The organism is Streptosporangium sp. NPDC051022 (genome assembly GCF_040683035.1).
GTDB lineage: Bacteria > Actinomycetota > Actinomycetes > Streptosporangiales > Streptosporangiaceae > Streptosporangium.
The window spans coordinates 37,553-54,477 of sequence record NZ_JBFBCF010000022.1 but is presented as its reverse complement, the minus strand read 5'-3'; the positions used below and the strand labels follow the sequence as shown (position 1 = coordinate 54,477).

General features: G+C 69.7%; 17 protein-coding genes. 9 read left to right on the top strand and 8 right to left on the bottom strand.

The features are described 5' to 3' along the window. Positions 1 to 21: 21 nt before the first annotated feature. Complete coding sequence (locus AB0N02_RS30330; protein WP_363953366.1) at positions 22 to 912, top strand: GDSL-type esterase/lipase family protein; 891 nt, start codon at positions 22 to 24, stop codon at positions 910 to 912. Between the two features lie 373 nt (positions 913 to 1,285). Here AB0N02_RS30330 and AB0N02_RS30325 read toward each other — a convergent pair whose 3' ends face one another. Next, entirely contained in the window at positions 1,286 to 4,459 is a 3,174-nt protein-coding gene (locus AB0N02_RS30325) for a PDZ domain-containing protein (RefSeq protein ID WP_363953364.1), read from the bottom strand. A gap of 232 nt (positions 4,460 to 4,691) precedes the next feature. Here AB0N02_RS30325 and AB0N02_RS30320 point away from each other — a divergent pair, with 232 nt between their 5' ends. After that, a complete protein-coding gene (locus tag AB0N02_RS30320) occupies positions 4,692 to 4,979 on the top strand; it encodes a DUF3040 domain-containing protein (RefSeq protein ID WP_363953362.1) in 288 nt (95 codons plus the stop codon). 12 nt (positions 4,980 to 4,991) lie between these two features. Here the strand turns inward: AB0N02_RS30320 and AB0N02_RS30315 are convergent, their stop codons facing one another. Further along, the gene (locus AB0N02_RS30315; protein ID WP_363953360.1) at positions 4,992 to 5,987 is read right to left on the bottom strand and encodes a bile acid:sodium symporter; all 996 of its coding nucleotides are present in this window, start codon (positions 5,985 to 5,987) and stop codon (positions 4,992 to 4,994) included. A gap of 342 nt (positions 5,988 to 6,329) precedes the next feature. Between AB0N02_RS30315 and AB0N02_RS30310 the strand changes: the two genes are divergently transcribed. From AB0N02_RS30310 to AB0N02_RS30300, 3 genes are read left to right on the top strand one after another with little or no spacing between them, the layout of a single operon-like run. After that, positions 6,330 to 6,656 carry a PadR family transcriptional regulator gene (locus tag AB0N02_RS30310; protein ID WP_363953358.1) on the top strand — a complete coding sequence of 109 codons (327 nt, stop codon included), beginning with the start codon at positions 6,330 to 6,332 and terminating at the stop codon, positions 6,654 to 6,656. Next, entirely contained in the window at positions 6,653 to 7,009 is a 357-nt protein-coding gene (locus tag AB0N02_RS30305; protein ID WP_363953356.1) for a DUF1048 domain-containing protein, read from the top strand. Before AB0N02_RS30310 ends, AB0N02_RS30305 begins: the two co-directional genes overlap by 4 nt. Position 7,010: 1 nt before the next feature. Next, positions 7,011 to 7,337 carry a DUF1048 domain-containing protein gene (locus tag AB0N02_RS30300; RefSeq protein ID WP_363953354.1) on the top strand — a complete coding sequence of 109 codons (327 nt, stop codon included), beginning with the start codon at positions 7,011 to 7,013 and terminating at the stop codon, positions 7,335 to 7,337. Between the two features lie 27 nt (positions 7,338 to 7,364). On the opposite strand, the gene AB0N02_RS30295 is transcribed toward AB0N02_RS30300, so the two are convergent. Then, on the bottom strand, positions 7,365 to 8,573 hold the full coding sequence (locus AB0N02_RS30295) for an MFS transporter (RefSeq protein ID WP_363953352.1): 1,209 nt from the start codon (positions 8,571 to 8,573) through the stop codon (positions 7,365 to 7,367). A 59-nt stretch (positions 8,574 to 8,632) separates the two neighbouring features. Here AB0N02_RS30295 and AB0N02_RS30290 point away from each other — a divergent pair, with 59 nt between their 5' ends. After that, positions 8,633 to 9,631: a winged helix-turn-helix domain-containing protein gene (locus AB0N02_RS30290; protein ID WP_363953349.1), complete on the top strand. Its 999-nt coding sequence runs from the start codon at positions 8,633 to 8,635 to the stop codon at positions 9,629 to 9,631. Positions 9,632 to 9,774: 143 nt separating this feature from the next. On the opposite strand, the gene AB0N02_RS30285 is transcribed toward AB0N02_RS30290, so the two are convergent. From AB0N02_RS30285 to AB0N02_RS30275, 3 genes are all read right to left on the bottom strand, one after another. Then, positions 9,775 to 10,710: a hypothetical protein gene (locus AB0N02_RS30285; RefSeq protein WP_363953347.1), complete on the bottom strand. Its 936-nt coding sequence runs from the start codon at positions 10,708 to 10,710 to the stop codon at positions 9,775 to 9,777. Then, positions 10,707 to 11,051, bottom strand: a complete 345-nt coding sequence (locus AB0N02_RS30280; protein ID WP_363953345.1) for a PadR family transcriptional regulator — start codon at positions 11,049 to 11,051, stop codon at positions 10,707 to 10,709. Before AB0N02_RS30280 ends, AB0N02_RS30285 begins: the two co-directional genes overlap by 4 nt. 196 nt (positions 11,052 to 11,247) lie before the next feature. Then, on the bottom strand, positions 11,248 to 12,741 hold the full coding sequence (locus AB0N02_RS30275) for a carboxylesterase family protein (protein ID WP_363953343.1): 1,494 nt from the start codon (positions 12,739 to 12,741) through the stop codon (positions 11,248 to 11,250). A gap of 96 nt (positions 12,742 to 12,837) precedes the next feature. On the opposite strand from AB0N02_RS30275, the gene AB0N02_RS30270 reads away from it, so the two are divergent. Next, positions 12,838 to 13,449 (top strand): TetR family transcriptional regulator C-terminal domain-containing protein, encoded by a 612-nt coding sequence (locus AB0N02_RS30270; protein ID WP_363953341.1) that lies wholly within the window; start codon positions 12,838 to 12,840, stop codon positions 13,447 to 13,449. 318 nt (positions 13,450 to 13,767) lie between these two features. Here the strand turns inward: AB0N02_RS30270 and AB0N02_RS30265 are convergent, their stop codons facing one another. Continuing rightward, positions 13,768 to 14,679, bottom strand: coding sequence for an aminoglycoside phosphotransferase family protein (locus AB0N02_RS30265; protein ID WP_363953339.1), 912 nt, complete (start codon positions 14,677 to 14,679; stop codon positions 13,768 to 13,770). A 42-nt stretch (positions 14,680 to 14,721) separates the two neighbouring features. Between AB0N02_RS30265 and AB0N02_RS30260 the strand changes: the two genes are divergently transcribed. Further along, the gene (locus AB0N02_RS30260) at positions 14,722 to 15,480 is read left to right on the top strand and encodes a YbfB/YjiJ family MFS transporter (RefSeq protein WP_363953337.1); all 759 of its coding nucleotides are present in this window, start codon (positions 14,722 to 14,724) and stop codon (positions 15,478 to 15,480) included. Then, entirely contained in the window at positions 15,477 to 16,151 is a 675-nt protein-coding gene (locus AB0N02_RS30255; protein ID WP_363953335.1) for an alpha/beta fold hydrolase, read from the top strand. Before AB0N02_RS30260 ends, AB0N02_RS30255 begins: the two co-directional genes overlap by 4 nt. A 398-nt stretch (positions 16,152 to 16,549) precedes the next feature. On the opposite strand, the gene AB0N02_RS30250 is transcribed toward AB0N02_RS30255, so the two are convergent. Next, on the bottom strand, positions 16,550 to 16,873 hold the full coding sequence (locus AB0N02_RS30250) for a hypothetical protein (RefSeq protein ID WP_363953333.1): 324 nt from the start codon (positions 16,871 to 16,873) through the stop codon (positions 16,550 to 16,552). Positions 16,874 to 16,925 lie beyond the last annotated feature (52 nt).

Below are 16,925 nucleotides of genomic sequence, written 5' to 3'. Positions count from 1 at the left end.
GATCTCTCAGACGGAGGTGTCATGCGCGGCAGGACTGTGACCGCATTCACAGCGGTGACCGTGTCCACGGCCCTGTCCTCGGCACTGTGGACTGCACTGTGGACGGCCCCCTCGGCGGCGGACACCGGTCAGGTGTGGCGTCCGGTGGTGATGGCCGCGCTCGGAGACTCGATCACCGCCGGGTTCAACGCCTGCGGCTGGTACGTCACCTGCCCGTCGAACTCCTGGTCGGCGGGGGAGGACCCGGCCGTGCAGAGCCACTACATGAGACTGCTGGACCTGGACGAGGGGGTCGTCGGGCACAACGTGAACCTCGCTGTCCCCGGGGCGACCAGCGCCGCCCTGGCGGGTCAGGTGGCCGAGGCGGTCGAGCTGGGCGCCGACTACGTGACGGTGCTGGTCGGCGCCCAGGACGCGTGCGCGTCCGAGGAGCGGCGGATGACACCGGTGGCGGTCTACGAGAAGCGGGTGGCCGAGGCGCTGACGCGGTTCCGGGCGGGGCGCCCGGACGGCAGGGTGTTCGTGGCCAGCATCCCCGACATCAAGCGGCTGTGGCGGGTCGGCAAGGACAACCTGGTGGCGCGTGGTTTCTGGGCGGTCGGCCGGATCTGTCCCACCATGCTGGCCAGTCCGACCTCGACCGAGCGGGCCGACCAGGCCCGCCGTGACCGGGTGCGCGCCCGGGTGGTGGGCTACAACGCCGCCCTGGCCCGGGTCTGCGCCGCCTACGGCCCGGCCTGCCGGTTCGACGGCAACGCCCTCTTCGACTGCCCCTTCACGCTGAACCACGTCAGCAGATGGGACTTCTTCCACCCCAACGCCGCGGGGCAGCGGCTGATCGCGCAGAGGACCTATCCGGTGATCCGCGACTGGTTCGAAGAGCCGGTGCCCGAGCCCGCACGCCGGGGCTGACGGCCCCGCCCGCTCGATCGCTCGATACCGTCCCCCTTTAATAATCTACATTGTAAAGGGGGTGGGGTTGGCGAAAAACACAATCCAGCCACAAAAACCAGGCCACCAAGGGGAGAAGGCACGGTCCGGCGGCCTGCGTTACCGTGTGCTCGCAGGCTCTCCGCCCTCGGACGCGCAGACGGGGAAAACTTTTCGCGACCCGGTGGCGGACGGGTGTCCGGAGCGGGTCGGCGGCTCCGACGTCTCTGGTGAGAGGCGCCTGCGGCAGGCGGGCGCCGGCGGAGAGGAGAGACCGTGAAGTACATGATCCTGACCTACGCGTCGCAGCGGGACTACGACGGCAGGGGGGATTCTCCGGCGGGGCCGGGTGGGTTCAGCGGGGTGGAAGGCGGGGGACGATGAGCCGGGGGCGGTCGGCGGGGTTGGGGGTGTGTGGGGGATACATGATCAGGCGTTCCAGGGTGATCTCGATCGCCTTTTCGAGCTGGGCGTCCACGCCGTGGGCGTAGTCCTGCGGGGTGATGTCCACTTCGATGTCGGGGTCGGTGCCGTAGTTCTCCACCCGCCAGCCCACGTCGTCGAAGGCGAAGGAGAACTCCGGCTGGGTGGTGACCGTTCCGTCGGCCAGTTGGTGGCGGGGCCAGATGCCGATCACTCCGCCCCAGGTGCGTTTGCCGATCAGCGGGCCGAGGCCGAGTAGTTTGAAGGTGTGGCTGAAGATGTCGCCGTCTGAGCCGGCCCATTCGTTGGTGATCGCGGCCATTGGGCCGCGCGGTGATTCGTCGGGGTAGGGTTCGGGCACGCTCCAGCGGGGGAAGTTGTAGCCGAGGCGGCGGCGGGCGAGTTTCTCCAGTAGCAGCGCCGACACGTGGCCGCCGCCGTTGAAGCGCACGTCCACGATCAGGCCTTCGCGGTCGTATTCGGTGAGGAAGCCGCGGTGGAACTCCGCGTAGCCGTCGGGGCCCATGTCGGGGATGTGCAGGTAGCCGATTCGTCCTCCGCTGCGCTGGTGGCAGTGGGCTCGGTTGGTTTCGACCCAGTCGCGGTAGCGGGCCGGTTGCTCGTCGCCGATGGCTTTGACGGTGACGGTTCGTTTGTCCTGTCCGCGTCTGACGGTGAGCTGGACCTCTTGGTCGGCTTGGTTGACCAGGCGTTCGTCCGGGCTCGCCGATGGGCCGACGGGCTGGCCGTTGACGGCGATCACCGTGTCGCCGGGCCGTACGTCCACGCCCAGGCGATTCAGTGGCGAGGTCGTCTCGGGGTCCCAGCGGTCGCCGCCGACGATGCCGGCGATTCGGTAGAGGCCGTCCTCGTAGGACCAGTCGACGCCGAGTTTGCCCTGCCGGTAGTGCGGGCGGGAGCGGTAGGCGCCGCCGCTCTCGTAGGCGTGGGAGGTGCCCAGTTCGCCGAGCACCTCCCACAGCAGGTCGGAGAACTCTCCTCGGGTGGTGATCCGGTCGACCAGTGGCAGGTAGCGTTCGTAGACGCCGTCCCAGTCGATGCCGGCCATGTCCTGTGCCCAGAAGTTCTCTCGTTGCAGCCGCCAGGCCTCGCGGAACATCTGCCGCCATTCGGCCTCGGGGCGGATGGACACTTTGACTCGTGACAGGTCGATCCATCCGCTTGTACGGCCTGGTGTGTCGTCGTCCTCGGGGGTTTCGCCTGCCTTGACCATGCGCAGGCGTTTGCCTGACTGGTAGAGCAGGGTGGTGCCGTCGCGGCCGAGCTGGAACTCCGAGACGTCTCCGACCAGGGTTTCCTGTTTCTGGGTGGCGAGGTCGTAGACGTGCAGTGTGCCGTCGGAGGAGTCGGCGTAGTCGTCGCCGAGGCTGCCTTCGACGGGGAAGGTGAGGTAGACGGCTTTGCCCTTGATGGCGGCGATGCGGTCGTAGCGTCCTTCGGGGACGGGGAAGGTGACGATGCGGTTTTCGATGCCGTCGAGGTCGATGACGATCTCGGTCTCCTCCTCTTCGTCGTCGTTCTTGTCGTCCTCGTCGTCTTGGAGTGGCCGGGGTTGGGGGACGAAGGGGGAGCCGACGTCCGTGCGCAGTCCGATGGCGTAGGGGCGTGAGCCGAGGGGGAAGCCCAGGGCGGACTGGAGTTCGTCGTAGACGGGGTTGAAGACGCGCTGGCCGATGAAGTAGAGGTAGTCGCCGCCGGGGTCGAAGCTGGGGCTGGAGTCCCAGAGGAGGGGGCGGGTGGCGAAGAACGTTTCGCCGGTTTCGGTGCGGCACAGTTTGACGGCGGTGGTCTGCGCGGTGTCGCGGCAGGCGTAGGCGAGCCAGCGGCCGTCGGGGGACCAGGTGAGGTCCTCGATCGTGCCGAATCTACTGTTGTCGATCAGGGTGGCGCGGGCTTCGGTGGTTGTGTCGGTTTCCTGTGGCAGGTCGATCAGGAACAGTTCGTTGCGGTGGTTGGCGACGGCGATGCGGTCGTCCTTGGGGGAGACCTCCAGTGCGGTGACGCGGCCGGTGTCGAGGTGGTCGAGTCGTGCTGGTTCGGTGCCGCCGTCGGCGGTGAGCACGACCAGCACTTCGCGGTCGCTGTCGTCGCTGGCCGCGGCGATGAGTCGTTGGCCGTCGTTCAGCCAGTTCAGCAGGCGGTAGCGGACGCCGTAGGGGGCGCCGTGCTGGCGGACGGGGCCTTCCCAGGCGGCGAAGGAGAACGCCTTGCCTCGGGTGGTGATGGCCAGGCCGCTGCCGTCGGGGGTGAGGGTCGCGCTGTCGAGGAAGTTCTCGGCCGGGGCGAAGCGGCGGTTGCGCTGGGTGCGGGAGCTGTGCAGGCGTACTTCGACGTGGTGTGATTCTTCGTTCTCGATCAGGTAGAGCTCGGCTCCGGCGTGGTAGACCAGCCGGTGGCCGTCGCCGGACAGGTTGCGGGCGTAGTAGTCGCCGTGGTCGGAGTGTCTGCGCAGGTCGTCGCCGTCGGCGGTGCAGGAGTAGACGTTGCCGACGCCTTCGTGGTCGGAGATGAAGTAGACGCGGTCGCCGATCCAGCAGGGGGAGGCCAGGTTGCCGGGCAGTGTGATGAGCCGCCGGAATCGTTCGAGGCCGATCCACAGGTCGCCGGCGGTGCCGCCTCGGTAGCGCTTCCAGCGGGCCGGGTCGGAGGTGTTGCGGCCCAGTACGATCTGCGGGCCGTAGGAGATGGAGTTGGCCGGTCCGTACGGCAGTCGCTCGGGGATGCCGTCGGGCAGGATGCGGTGCAGCCATCTGTGGCCTTCGAAGGGCTGGGATTCGTCGCTGGCGTACAGGATGGCGCCTTCGGGGTCCCAGCCGGTGACGGTCGTGGCGGCTCCGTGGTAGGTGATCCGCCGGGTGGTTCCGCCGTCGGCGGGCATCACGTAGACCTCTTCCGGGCCTTCCTCGCGGCCGGTGAAGGCCAGTTGGTCGCCGTTCGGTGAGAAGCGGGGGTAGGCCGCCTCTGCGACTCCGGCGGTCAGCCGGAAGGCCCGTCCGCCGGTGGCGGGCACCATCCACAGGTCGTCTTCGGCGGCGAAGACGACTGTGTCGCCGGAGATCGTCGGGAATCGCAGGTAGGCGGACATCGTGTCACTCCGTGATCGGTTGACCGGGGGGTTCGCGCCGGTCGTCGTGTCCGATCATGATTTCACGCTTGTCGTGGGCGGTGGGCCGCCGGTCCCGGCGGTGGTCCGGCCTGGTGAGGGGGCAGGTGGAGTGCTTGGAAAGAAGCGGTAAATCACGGCCATGGAAATGGATAACGATCTTTATGATTGGGCAGGAAACCGGCACACGCCTTGCGTTCCGGGGAGGTACGGCATGGCCTGGTCGCAAGACGAGGAGCGAATGCTGCTGCAGATCGAGCGTCACCTCATCGATGAGGACCCACGGCTGGCAGCGCGGCTGGAGTCGTTCAACGAGCGTGTCCAGCGTAGGGAGCGGGGTCGTGGCGGGCGTCGGCTCCGGCGGCAGAAGGCGCGCCTGTCCGGGGTGCCGCGTCGGGCGACAGTCATCATCATGATCAGCTGGTTGCTGATCGCGACTCTGATTGCGACACTTCTCGTTCTGGTTCTACGACACGAGGCCGCCGCGGCGTTTCCGCTCTGACGGCGAGGGGTGTCAGCGGCCTGTCGGCATGGGAGTGTCCACCTTGTGTGGTTCGCGTGCGAGCCTGGGGACGGCGCGGACGAGGACGATCATCGCCACCAGTTCGACCAGCGTCTGCGTGACCACCGCCAGGGGTGCGATGTCGAGTGCGGCGGGCAGGGCCAGGGCGAGCGGCAGCACGACCAGGGAGTTGCGGGTGGCGGAGGAGAACATCACCGCCCGTGTGGCCGCGACGTCGAGACGCGCCGTACGGGCGGCGAGTTTGCCCACGGCCACGGCGAGCACCACGAAGGCGGCGTAGAGCGGGATCAGGCGTGCCAGGGTCAGGGCCTGGGAGCCGACGGCGGCGATCTGGGAGCCGATGACGACGGCGAGGGTGGTCATCATCAGCGGCACCATGGCCCCGGCTGTGATCTTCTCGGTGATCCGGCCGGCCCGATGCCGGCGTGCGAGTGCCTGCACGATGGCCGCGGCGGCCAGTGGTGCGGCGATGAGCGCGAGGAACGCTTCCAGGAACGGGGTGGTCTCGATCGCGGCGAGCACGTCCGAGCCCGCGAACACCGGCAGGTAGACGGGCAGCAGGAGCATCTGCACGAGCATCAGTAGCGGTGCGGCGGCCAGCAGGCGTGCGCGGGCTCCACCGGCCAGGCCGGTGAACACGATCACGTAGTCGATGCAGGGGGTCAAGAGCACCAGTAGCAGCCCGAGCGTCAGGCCTCGGTCGTCGGCGACGAATCGGGACAGGCCGTAGACGAGCACCGGTACGGCGGCGAAGTTCGCCGCCAGCACCGTGGTGAGGAAGCGTACGTCACGAAAGGCGCGCCCGACTTCGGCCATCGGCACGGCGAGGAAGGTCGCGAACAGCAGCAGCGCCAGCACCGGGTTGATCGTGTGCTCCAGTGCCGGGGCGGCCTGAGGGGCGGCGAGTCCGGCGAGTGCGCCGGTGGTGATCGCGGCCAGGTAGAGGGGGATCTGGTGCTTGTCCCACCACTCCACGGCTCGGCTCATGGTCACGGTGTTCCTTCGTTCGTCTCGTCCTAAGGGCGGCGTAGGTGTCGCTTTTCCCCCAGGAGCGTGCAGCGGCGTGGTCGCGGGTGCGCCGGACCGGGCTGTGACCTCGGAAAAGGGTGTGTCAGCAAGGGTAGACCTTCAAGCCGGCTCGAAGGTCCAGCCTGGTGTTCATGGTGCAGGCGGCTGGGGGTGCCGGCGATCATCCCGTGCGTCGCCCTCTCGGGAACAGACGGCGATGTGGGCGGCGGCCCATCCTGTGACTTGCTTCACTACTATGTGGTACCGTGTACTGGTACTCAGTGGCACCGAGTACTGGAGAGGGCGGAAGAGGACCCAACGATGGACGACCTGACGGAGATGCTGAAGGGCACGCTTGAGGGCTGTGTGCTTGAAATCATCGGCAGCGAGGAGACCTACGGGTACGCCATCACGCGCCGGCTGAACGAACTCGGCTTCGCCGACGTCGTCGAGGGGACGGTTTACACCATCCTGCTGCGGCTGGAGAAGAAAGGGCTCGTCCAGGCGACGAAACGACCGTCCGGGCTGGGCCCGCCGCGCAAGTTCTATGCGCTCAACGATGCGGGGCGCGAAGAGCTTGCAACGTTCTGGGCGAAATGGGAGTACATCACATCACGGATCGACAAGCTCAGGGAGGGCGGGAGATGAACTTCTGGGAGACCATGACAGGCAGCGATCTCACCAGGGAATGGAAGGCTTTCGAAGCCCGGGCCGAGGCATTGCCGGCCGGCCACCGGGCGGCGTGGGAAGAGATCAAGGGTCATCTTTCTCCCTACTCGGACTTCACAGGCCGAAACCTGATGCCGATTCTCGACGGTGCTCTGGGACTGCTCGAAGAGACAGCGTCCGACGGGCAGGGCATTCACGAGGTGCTGGGTGACGACATCGGGGGTTTCTGCGCGGCACTGGCCGGCGGAGAAGGCGCTCGAAGCTATCGCGACCGGTGGCGCGAGCAGTTGAACAGGAACGTCGCAAGGAAACTGGGCCGGCTAGGAGGCTGACGTGGGCATCCAGGACATCATCGAGGGCAAGAGGCAGTGGCGGGCGCACATGGCGCGGGTCAAGGCGCTACCGCCGGACTATCAGATCGTCTACAAGGAGATTCAGAGGTACATCTTCAAGGTCGGACCGGTCGACCTGCTTGACGGGCCCCTGCTCTCAGGGATCCTCGATTTCTTCGAGGAGGGCGTCGCGGCCGGCAGGGGAGTCCTGGAACTCATCGGCAACGACGTCGCCGCCTTCTGCGACGACCTGATCAAGGACTCGCGCACCTACGCGGACATCTATCAGGAGTCCATCGGCGGGAAACCCGGCACGCCTGCCGGCTGATGCCGCCGGTGTTTCATGAGCCCTGACTTACGCCCTCGGCGACGCGAGCACACGCCAGAGACCCAATACGGCCAGCAGGGACGCCGTGCCCGCCGCGCCGACGACCAGGCCGGGCGCTGACACCTCGCCCAGCGCCCCGCCGCCGGCCGCGAACAGCCCCTGCAACGTCATGGTCCCTGTCAGCGCCAGCCCGAAGGCCTGGCCTCGGTTCGCCTCCGGCACCGCCTTCAAAAAGCGCCGGGCCAGCCCCAGCTGGTACGCGACCCCGAACCCGGACACGGAGAGCAGCAGCGCCGCGATGACCGGCCCGGGCGAGAGCACGAACCCGAGCAGCGGCGCGCCGAGCAGCAGTGCCAGCGGCCCGGCCAGTCGTTCCCTTCGTTCCGGGGTGACCAGCCGGCCGATCACGAGGTCGCCGGTGAGCATGCCGAGCGCCACGGCGGTGAACAGCAGCCCGGCCGAGTCCGGCATGCCGATCTCGACTGCGTACGGGACGAGCACGCCTTCGGCGCCGACCACGAGCGCGGGCGGCAGCCACTGGGCCAGCAGCAGCGAACGGATCGCCGGCCGGCGCAGCAGTTCACGATTGACGCGCCAGGTCTCGCGTACCGCGTACCCTGCGGCCGTGCCGCGGCGCGGCTGCTCGGCCAGCCGCAGGCGCAGCAGCGCGGCGGACAGCAGGCAGCTCGCCACGGTGATCCAGAGCGCGCCGTACGGGCCGAGCGCCGCGATCAGCATCCCGCCCACGGCGAAGCCGAGCACCTGAGTGCCGCCGGCGGCCATGGAGAACACGGCCCGGCCGAGCACGTACCGGTCGCCGTCGAGCAGTTCGGGCAGCAGCGCGCTGCGCGCCGCGGAGGCGACCGCGCTGGGGATACCGGTGACGAACACCAGCACCAGCGTCGCGGTGGGGGAGAGCAGCCCGGCGGCGAGCACAGCGGCGACCACGGCGCGGACCAGGTCGTAGCCGACCATCACGGCCCGCGGCGGCCACCGGTCGGCGTACGCCAGCAGCAGCGTGCCGCCGAGGGCGTAGGGCAGGAAGCCGGCGACGTAGGCCAGCGCGGCCAGCAGGGGCGAGCCGGTGCCGGCGTAGACGGTCACCGAGAGCGCGAGCATCTTCACCGTCTCGCCGCCGAGGAAGAGCGTGTAGCCGGTGAACAGCACGCGGAACCGGCGTACCGCGAACACCTCGCGGTAGGTGGCCCGCGCCGGTGCGGCCTGGAGTGTCGTCATGCGGGCCAGTCTCGGGGCGGTGCGGGCGGAGCCGTTAAGCTTTCGCGTGGAGGCGAAAGATGCTTGCCATCGAAGTCGGGCCGGTCGACGTGGCGCACACCCGCTACGGGATCTCGCCGCTGGGTGAGGCGATGAACGCGCTGCGGGTCGCGGCGGGCAAGCAGCCGGCCGGGCCGCTGCGGCCCTGGGCGGAGCGCATCGCGCCGCGGTACGCGCGGCTGCTCTGCGAGACGCCCGCGGTCGGGGCGCTGACAACGCTGTTCCGCCGCGGCGGCTACAACGCCGACTTCATCCATCCTCCGCCTTCGGGCCCCGGCGACGACTTCGCCGTCGAACTCGCCGCGGTGCGGGCGACCCCGCTGCGCCAGGTCCGCGCGGAGATCGCCCGCAACCTGGCCGGACTGCGTACGCCGCCGCGCCACGTCCAGCAGATCCTGGCCGCCCCGGACGTGCTCACCCGGCTCTCGGATGCGATCGAGGCGACCTGGCACGCGCTGGTCGAGCCCGACTGGCCGCGGCTGCGTACGGTGCTGGAGCGCGACCTGGTGCACCGCGCCGGGCACCTCGCCATGTACGGCTGGGCCGCGGCGCTGTCCGACCTGGATCCGCGGGTGAGCTGGCGCTCCGAGGGGGCCGACGGTGTGATCGAGGTGCGCACCAGCCCCCGGAACGAGTGGGAGCGGCACCGGCTGGGCGGCAAGGGACTGCTGCTGATGCCGACCGTCTTCGGCACCCTCATCAGCTACGTCGAGCCGCCCTGGCCGTACGCCCTGGTGTATCCGGCGCGTGGCGTCGCGAACCTGCTCGGGCCGCCGCCCCCGCAGGGCGGTGCGGCGGCGCTGGCGCGGCTGGTCGGCCCGCACCGCGCGCAGGTGCTGCGGGCGCTCGCGGTACCGGCGACGACCACGCAGTTGGTCCGCCAGCTGGGTCTCAGCCTGGGCGCAGTCGGCGGCCACCTGGCCGTGCTGCGCGAATCCGGCTTGGTCACGCGGACGCGGACCGGCCGATCCGTGCACTACGAGCGCACCCCTCTGGGCGGGGCCCTGGCCGGCGACTGAGCGCGGCCACCGGTGGCGGGGACGTACGCGAGCCCCGGAGGCAAGCCACTGCAGTCGGTGTTCGGTGCCGGCGGGCTCCATCTCCCGCTACGGTAGGCCGAACCAGGCCCGCGCCTGTTCCAGGTGCACCACGTCGGAGGAGATCAGGTGATCGGCCGATAGGGCTCGGTGTGCAGCTCACGGTAGAGCTTGCGTGCCGCGTCGAGCAGGCCCACGATGATGGAGGCGACCAGCACGACCTTCACGATCTGGTCGGCGGGCTCGGCGGCGAACATCGCACCCGCCAAGGTGACCCAGCCGAAGACCGCGCACGCGGCGAGTGTCAGCCCGATCTCGATGCGCCTGGTCAGCGGCTGCCACCTCCCACGGACGATCAGCACCGCGTACAGCGCGAAGTGCCCGGCCATCACCGCCACCAGCCAGGGCGCGCGCTCACGCAGGAACCCCTCGTCCATCGCCAGCGCCCGGTAGGCTTCGGGCGCGGCCCGGCTCCCGAGCAGCACGTCCCCGTTGAACAGCAGGAACAACCCCACTCCTCCTGCGACGACGGCGGCCAGACAGCCGAGGCGGCTGACCTGATCGCGCCCGAAGCGGCGAGGCCGCCACGCGACGGCACCTGGCCGGGCACGGCGCCACCACGCGGCAGTGGCGAAACCGGCCACGAGCACGCCAGGCCACCACAGCGCGCCCACGCCGGAGTCGGTCCACCACTGACCGAGCGCGCCGAGCAGGTCGCCTGCCGACGCGATCGGATGCTGCATGAGTGTGTCGAGCAGGCCGAGCACCCAGATGACGGCGACACCGATTACGGCGAGCCTGACGAATCGGTGTGAGTCGGCGGGATCGACGAGGATCAGCGGCTGACGGTATCTCGCGGCGGTCTCGGCGGGACGGCCGTAGCCGAGCACCAGGGCGGTGGCCATCGCCTCGTCGGCGGGGCGGCCCGCCTGCTCGGCTTCGGCGGCGAGTTGTTCGGTCAGCAGGCTGCGCAGCTCATAGCCGACGTCGCGCCGCTGCGCCCGCGGCAGCAGCCTGGCCACGTCGTCCACATAACTTTGGATGAGGTCGTCGGGGGTCACGGGTGCTCTCCGCCTTTCAGGAGAAGATCCATGGTGTGGTTGAGTCCGCGCCATGAGGCCGTGAGCTGTCGATACAGCTCCAGGCCGTCGGCGCTGAGCACGTAGTAGCGGCGTGGCGGGCCGCCGTCGGTGCGCCATTCGCTGGTCAGCACGCCTTGGGACTCCAGCCGCCTGAGCAGGGGGTAGAGCGTGCCCTCCTCGATCGGCATGCCGCTTTCCGTCAGCGATTGGCGCAGTTCGTAGCCGTAGCGCGCGGTGCGCAGCTGCGACAGTGCGGCGAGGACGACGACGCCACGCCGCAGCTCCAGTTCGAGCTTGTCGTACACACCTTCTGTCACCATGTGGCACACAGTACTATGCGCCACACAGCTAGTCCATATCTCAGGCCTCGGTACTGGCGGGCGCGCCGTGATCCCCGCTCTGCGGGCGGCACCGGCGGCCGGGCCCGAAGGGAGCCGCTCGGGTTCGTGTCATGGTTCGACCGGGTACAGGCGATGGACCGGAGCGGCCTGGCCACCACACCCCCGGGCTCCGGGCCTACGAGAGGTCGAAGGGGGCGGGGGAGTGGCCTTCCCAGATCCGGCGGGAGGCCTGTTCGGGGTAGGGCAGAGTCTCCGGCTCGGCGTCCAGGACGCGGGTGAGCTGCTGGTCGGGTCGGTAGGTGGCCCATCCCGCGTCGCCGGTGGTGACGAAGCGGATCCATGCCCCCTTGAGTTCGTGGGCGAGCGCGATGGCCTCGGGGGTGGGCTCGTCGCCGATGAGCTGCGCGCCGACGGGGCTGTCCAGCGTGCCGAACGCCAGGGGGACGTCGAGGCTGTGGCAGGCGCCCAGGGCACCGCCGAGGACCGGGGCGGTCCAGCGCAGTTCGAACAGGTACGAGGTGCCGCCGGCTGCGGCGTTCGCCTCGGCCAGCTTCTGTGACGGCATGCGGAAGAGGGCGTCGGAGTACACCGTCTCCACCAGCTCCTCCGGGCCGGCCTGCGGAAACGCGGCACGGTACGCCTCCGCGCCGTGCGGCTGGGGGGCGAGCAGTTCCAGGGCTGTACGGGCGTCCTGCTCGGTGAAGGTGCCCTGCCGGCCGCTCATGACGCTGAACAGCCGGAACTCGTCCCGGGTGTGGCCGACGAGCAGCTCGGTCCCGCTCGCGCGCCCGCCGGTCAGCGCGGGCCAGGGCGCTTCGGGGAGGACCTCGCCGTCGACGACGGGGCACAGGGCGGTGCCGGTCTCCGTGAGACGGCCCCAGCTCTCCCGGTGTGCATGGAGGCCGGCGTTGAAGGAGGTGAGCTCTGCGGCCAGGTGCCAGGGGTCGATGTCGCGCAAGGCCGCAGCGGTGGGGGCCGCCGCGCCGAGCCGGTCCGCGAGCGCGGCGGTGACCTGCCGTGCCAGCGCGGGGGTGCTGTACAGCCCCGGCACCGAGTGGGCGATGGCCCGCCGGAACAGGCCGCGCGCCGGTTTCATCGTGAGGAGGGCGGCGACCGACCCCGCCCCGGCAGACTGTCCGGCCACGGTGACCTGGCCGGGGTCGCCTCCGAAGGCGGCGATGTTCCGCTGCACCCACTCCAGCGCCGCGATCTGGTCGAGGAATCCGCGGTTGGGCGGCGCGTCGCCGAGGAACGCGAAACCCTCCGCGCCCACGCGGCAGTTGACGGTCACCACGACGAGTCCCGCCTCGGCCAGCACTGCCGGGTCGTACATCGGGTCGCTCGACGCCGCCGAGATGTAGCCGCCTACGGGGATCCACACCAGCACCGGCAGTCCGGCCGCGCCCGGATCCGGAGTGCCGACGTTGAGCGTCAGCCAGTCCGTGCCCTGCGGCGGACCCACGTCGCCCGGCAGGGACATCGGTACCGCGGGGCCGAACTCTGCCGCCTGCCTCGTCCCCTCCCAGCGGTGCGGCGGGGCGGGCGCGGCGAAGCGGAGCGCTCCCACCGGGGGCTGGGCATAGGGGATGCCGCGGAACACCGCGTGCCCCCGCCGCCGGCGCCCCTGCACCACACCTTCCGTGGTCCGCACCCTTGGCCGTTCAGGCATGACGCTTCCTTCCCCGAGTGGACTCCAGGGTTATAGGTCAACTGTATTATGTCAACCGTATGGGAAAGGCTCCGGGGTACGAGGAAGAGGCCGGCGATGCCGAAACAGGTGGATCACCGCGGACGCCGCGAAGTGATCGCCCGCGCGCTGTGGCGGGTGGTGGAGCAGCGCGGCGTCGCGCATCTGACGATGCGCGTGGTGGCGCAGGAGGCGGGCATCTCCCTCGGGCAGCTGCAGCACTATTTCGCCTCCCGGGCCGCCATGCTCTCCTTCGCCATGGACTTCGCGTCCGAGCAGACCTCGCTGCGCGTCGGCCAGGGCCTCGAGAAGCTCGGTGACCGTCCGCACCCCCGGGACGTGCTGCGGCTGACGCTCGTGGAAATGCTCCCCCTGCATGCCGACGCCCGCGCGACCAGCCGGATGAGCGCCGCCTACGTCCTGGAGGCGCTGCACGACGAGGCCGTCCACGAGCAGGCGCGCCGTGGCCTCGTCCAGGGACGGGCCCTCATCGAGCAGCTGGTCCGCCATGCGGTCGCCGACGGGCACATCGACCCTGACCGCGACCCGGCGACCGAGACCAACCTGCTCCTCGCCCTCACCGGCCTCACCCCCCTGATCGAACTGGACGTGATCGAGCCCCGGGACGCGCTCACCGCGATCGATCTGCATCTGGACAGGCTGTTCAGCGGGACCGATCGGAGCGCGTGACCTGCGCCCGCACGGGGACAGGGGCGACGGGGTCCATCGACGGCGATGACGCCGAGGGCGGCTTACCGGTGGGGGCGGCACGTCCTCGGCGATCGGCTGCCGTCGCCATGGAGAAGGCCCCTGCGAGCGGAGACTGCTGGCGCACCGCGACCGTCGACCGGTGGATGTTGACCGACCCCACGCGCAGCCATGTGCTGGAGGGAGGACGCTCTGCAGAGGTATGGCTCCACCTGGAGCGAGAGCCGGTGGAGTGGGGACTTGAGCACCCACCGAGAACCTGCGCCCCCTACGTGGGCTCGATCGCAGGTCCCGGTGGAGTCAGCCGGCACGATCGTGGTCGGCCAGGACCTCGTCGATGACGCGGCGGTTGCCCGCAGCTTTCCTCTCGTCCCTGTCGATGTCCTCGGCCAGGCTGATCAGCGCCTTCCACAGGGCCCAGCCGCGAGCCCGCGCCCACATGGCGGGATCCTGACCGACAGCGCTGCGGAAGGCCTCCCGGCTGTCGCCCGAGAACATCGTCCACGCGATCACCAGATCGCAGGCGGGATCACCGACCCCTGATGTCCCGAAGTCGATGACGGCGGCCAGCCTTCCGTTCCTGACCAGCAGGTTGCCGCTCGCAACGTCGCCGTGGAACCACACCGGCGGCCCGGACCAGGCCGCCTTGAGGGCGGCGTCCCACACGGCTGATGTCCGGGTGGTGTCGACGCGGCCGTCCAACACGGCGAGGGAGCGGCGTGTCTCATCGTCGTAGTAAGCCGGTGACGTGCCCCGATAGAAGCTGTGCGCGCCTGCCGGCGGCCCGTCCGCCGCGTCGATGCGCTGCAGGGCAAGAATGAAGTCGGCAACCGACGTCGCGAATTCGGACAGGTCGTCGATGCGGTCAAGGCTCGCGGTCTCACCGTCCAGCCAGCCGCGGATCGACCAGCTGAACAGGTACCCCTCGCCCGGAACCCCCTTCGCCAGAGGCCTGGGAATGGCAACAGGCAACGACGGTGCGAGAATCGGCAGCCATCGATGTTCCTTGTCGATCGCCGGGGCATAGCCGGCGGCAGTGGGAAGACGCGCCGTCATCTCGTCACCGAGACGGTAGGTGCGGTTGTCCCACCCGTCCATCTCGACAGGGGTCACGGGAAGGGCGCTCCACTGCGGGAACTGGGTCATGACCAGTCGCCTCACCAGCCCCGCGTCGATGCCGGCGCGCCCGTCCGTGTGCAGGCTCTCGACCATCCCGAAAGTGTGTCGGCCGCTACCTCTGCCGCGCAAAGGGTTTTGGGCACCCATTGGCGCATCGCCTGGGTCGGCATAGGGGTCGCCGCCGGCCTGGCGACCCTGGTGAGCTGGACGGCCGCGAGCCCCGGCGGGGAGGAGCCGGCCGCCACCGCCGGACGAGCGCGACTGCGCCCTCTGCGGCGCGTGCTCCTGGCCTACTTGCTGTTCGCGACCGGATACATCACCTACATCACTTTCCTGTCCGCCTACCTCGCCGGGCGCCACGCCCCCCTCGCGCGGGTGACGCTCATCTGGACGGCCCTGGGGGCGGCGGTCGTGGCGGCACCGGCGCTGTGGAGCCGTCCCGTCACGCACTGGCGCGGCGGCAGCGCGCTCGCCGTACTGCTGGTCCTGCTCGCCGGTGGAGCGGCACTCGCCCTGGTATCCCCGGCCCTCGTTCTCGCGTCCGCGATCGTCTATGGCGCGACGTTCATGAGTGTGCCCGCCGCCGTCACCGCGCTGGTCAAGGCCGGAACCCCGCCCGCCGACTGGACGGCCACGCTGGCGGCCTTCACCACCGTGTTCGCGGTGGGCCAGACCGCCGGTCCGTGGATCGCCGGCATCCTGGCCGATCACACCTCGACCGACGCCACGCTGGCCTGGACCGCGATCCTGTGCGCGGCCGCAGCGGTGATCGCCGCCACCGCAGGCCACCACCGACCGTCCGTGCAGCCCGCCACCGCAACGCACCGAACCCGGAACCTGGGATCACCCACACGCCGGCCTTCGCCGGCCACCGGACAAGGAGAACGACAATGACCACCTTCGTACTGATTCCCGGCATGTGCCACGGCGGCTGGTGCTTCCACGAGCTCACCGAACAGTTGCGCTCCCACGGGCACCGCCCATACCTCCTGACCTTGACCGGGCTGTCCGAGCGCAGCCATCTCCTGCACGGCGGCGTGAACCTGGACACCCACATCCAGGACGTGACCGGCGTGCTGGCGGCCGAGCAACTCCAGGACGCGGTCCTGGTCGGCCACAGCTACGGCGGAATGGTGATCACCGGAGTCGCCGACCGCATGCCCGAGCGCGTCAGATCACTGGTCTACCTGGACGCCGTTGTGCCAGGCGACGGCGAATCCATGTGGAACCTGGTCTCCGACAACGAACGGCAGTGGTACCTGGAGGTCACCGCGACCGGCAACGCGGTCCGCCCGATGCCCTTCTTCGACCCGCGAGCCACACCCCACCCCCTCGCCTCCCTCCTGCAGCCACTGCGCGTCACCGGCGGCCCCGCCCACAGCCGCCGCAACGTCTACGTTTATGCGGCAGGATGGCCGACCCCGTCACCGTTCACCACCACCTACCAGCGGCTACGCCAGGACCCCGCATGGACCACCCACGCACTCGACAGCGGGCACAACCTCATGCGCGACGCCCCGCAGGACCTGCTGAAAATCCTGCTCGAAACCGGCGAAACCAGCTGACCCACCGATCTCGGCCATCGGACCCGACCGCAGGCCAGTCCTCCACACCATCCTCATCACCCCAGAGCGGGGCACCCGCCTCCATCTGACGACGTCTCGTACCCGGCTACCTGGCCGGGGAGGCACCGGCGGCCGAACAGCCGCGCGACGTCTTCCTCGGCCAGCGGATAGTCCTCGGCCTTGAGCTGATCGAGCGCCCGGCCCATGCAGAAGGTGTTCCACAGCCTGACGCAGTCGAGGGGGTCACATCGGCGAAGTTCTCATTCTTCGCCGGCGTCGCACGGCCACCACCGTCGATGCCGGCGAAGGCATGCGAGCAACAGCGCGGATCATGATCGCCGCATGCGGAACGTGGACGCGGTCACCACTCGATGGGCAGAGGTGTCACCTGAGGCCGGTCAGCAGTCGATGGTCACCTCGCGGTCCACCCACATCTGGTCGACGCCCTTGTTCCCGAACACGGAAGCGAAGATGGTGCCCTGGTAGGTGCCGTCGACGCATGGCACGGTGCTGCTCGCAGAGTGGAACTTCTCGGGGCCGCTTCCCTCGCCGACCGCTTCGTCGTAGGGCGCGTTGTTCTGCGGGGTGAGCCAGACGAGCAGCCAGTCAACGGTGGCCGGAGCGGATTCCGAGCATCGCGCGCCGCCGTTGAAACGCACCTTGCCGTCCACCACGTGTGGATCTTCGAAGAACACCTCGCACCCGGGGTAGACCTCCGACACCTGGATCCCGCCTCCGAGCTGAGCGAGCCTGGGGGATAACGGGGCGGCGCTC

Excerpts from the sequence above, each read along its gene's own strand:
- AB0N02_RS30255 (WP_363953335.1), top strand. The coding sequence starts at position 15,477 with ATGACCACCTTCGTACTGATTCCCGGCATGTGCCACGGCGGCTGGTGC.
- AB0N02_RS30330 (WP_363953366.1), top strand. The coding sequence starts at position 22 with ATGCGCGGCAGGACTGTGACCGCATTCACAGCGGTGACCGTGTCCACG.
- AB0N02_RS30275 (WP_363953343.1), bottom strand. The coding sequence starts at position 12,741 with ATGCCTGAACGGCCAAGGGTGCGGACCACGGAAGGTGTGGTGCAGGGG.
- AB0N02_RS30325 (WP_363953364.1), bottom strand. The coding sequence starts at position 4,459 with ATGTCCGCCTACCTGCGATTCCCGACGATCTCCGGCGACACAGTCGTC.
- AB0N02_RS30265 (WP_363953339.1), bottom strand. The coding sequence starts at position 14,679 with ATGGTCGAGAGCCTGCACACGGACGGGCGCGCCGGCATCGACGCGGGG.
- AB0N02_RS30295 (WP_363953352.1), bottom strand. The coding sequence starts at position 8,573 with ATGACGACACTCCAGGCCGCACCGGCGCGGGCCACCTACCGCGAGGTG.
- AB0N02_RS30290 (WP_363953349.1), top strand. The coding sequence starts at position 8,633 with ATGCTTGCCATCGAAGTCGGGCCGGTCGACGTGGCGCACACCCGCTAC.
- AB0N02_RS30280 (WP_363953345.1), bottom strand. The coding sequence starts at position 11,051 with ATGGTGACAGAAGGTGTGTACGACAAGCTCGAACTGGAGCTGCGGCGT.
- AB0N02_RS30305 (WP_363953356.1), top strand. The coding sequence starts at position 6,653 with ATGAACTTCTGGGAGACCATGACAGGCAGCGATCTCACCAGGGAATGG.
- AB0N02_RS30270 (WP_363953341.1), top strand. The coding sequence starts at position 12,838 with ATGCCGAAACAGGTGGATCACCGCGGACGCCGCGAAGTGATCGCCCGC.
- AB0N02_RS30320 (WP_363953362.1), top strand. The coding sequence starts at position 4,692 with ATGGCCTGGTCGCAAGACGAGGAGCGAATGCTGCTGCAGATCGAGCGT.
- AB0N02_RS30310 (WP_363953358.1), top strand. The coding sequence starts at position 6,330 with ATGGACGACCTGACGGAGATGCTGAAGGGCACGCTTGAGGGCTGTGTG.
- AB0N02_RS30315 (WP_363953360.1), bottom strand. The coding sequence starts at position 5,987 with ATGAGCCGAGCCGTGGAGTGGTGGGACAAGCACCAGATCCCCCTCTAC.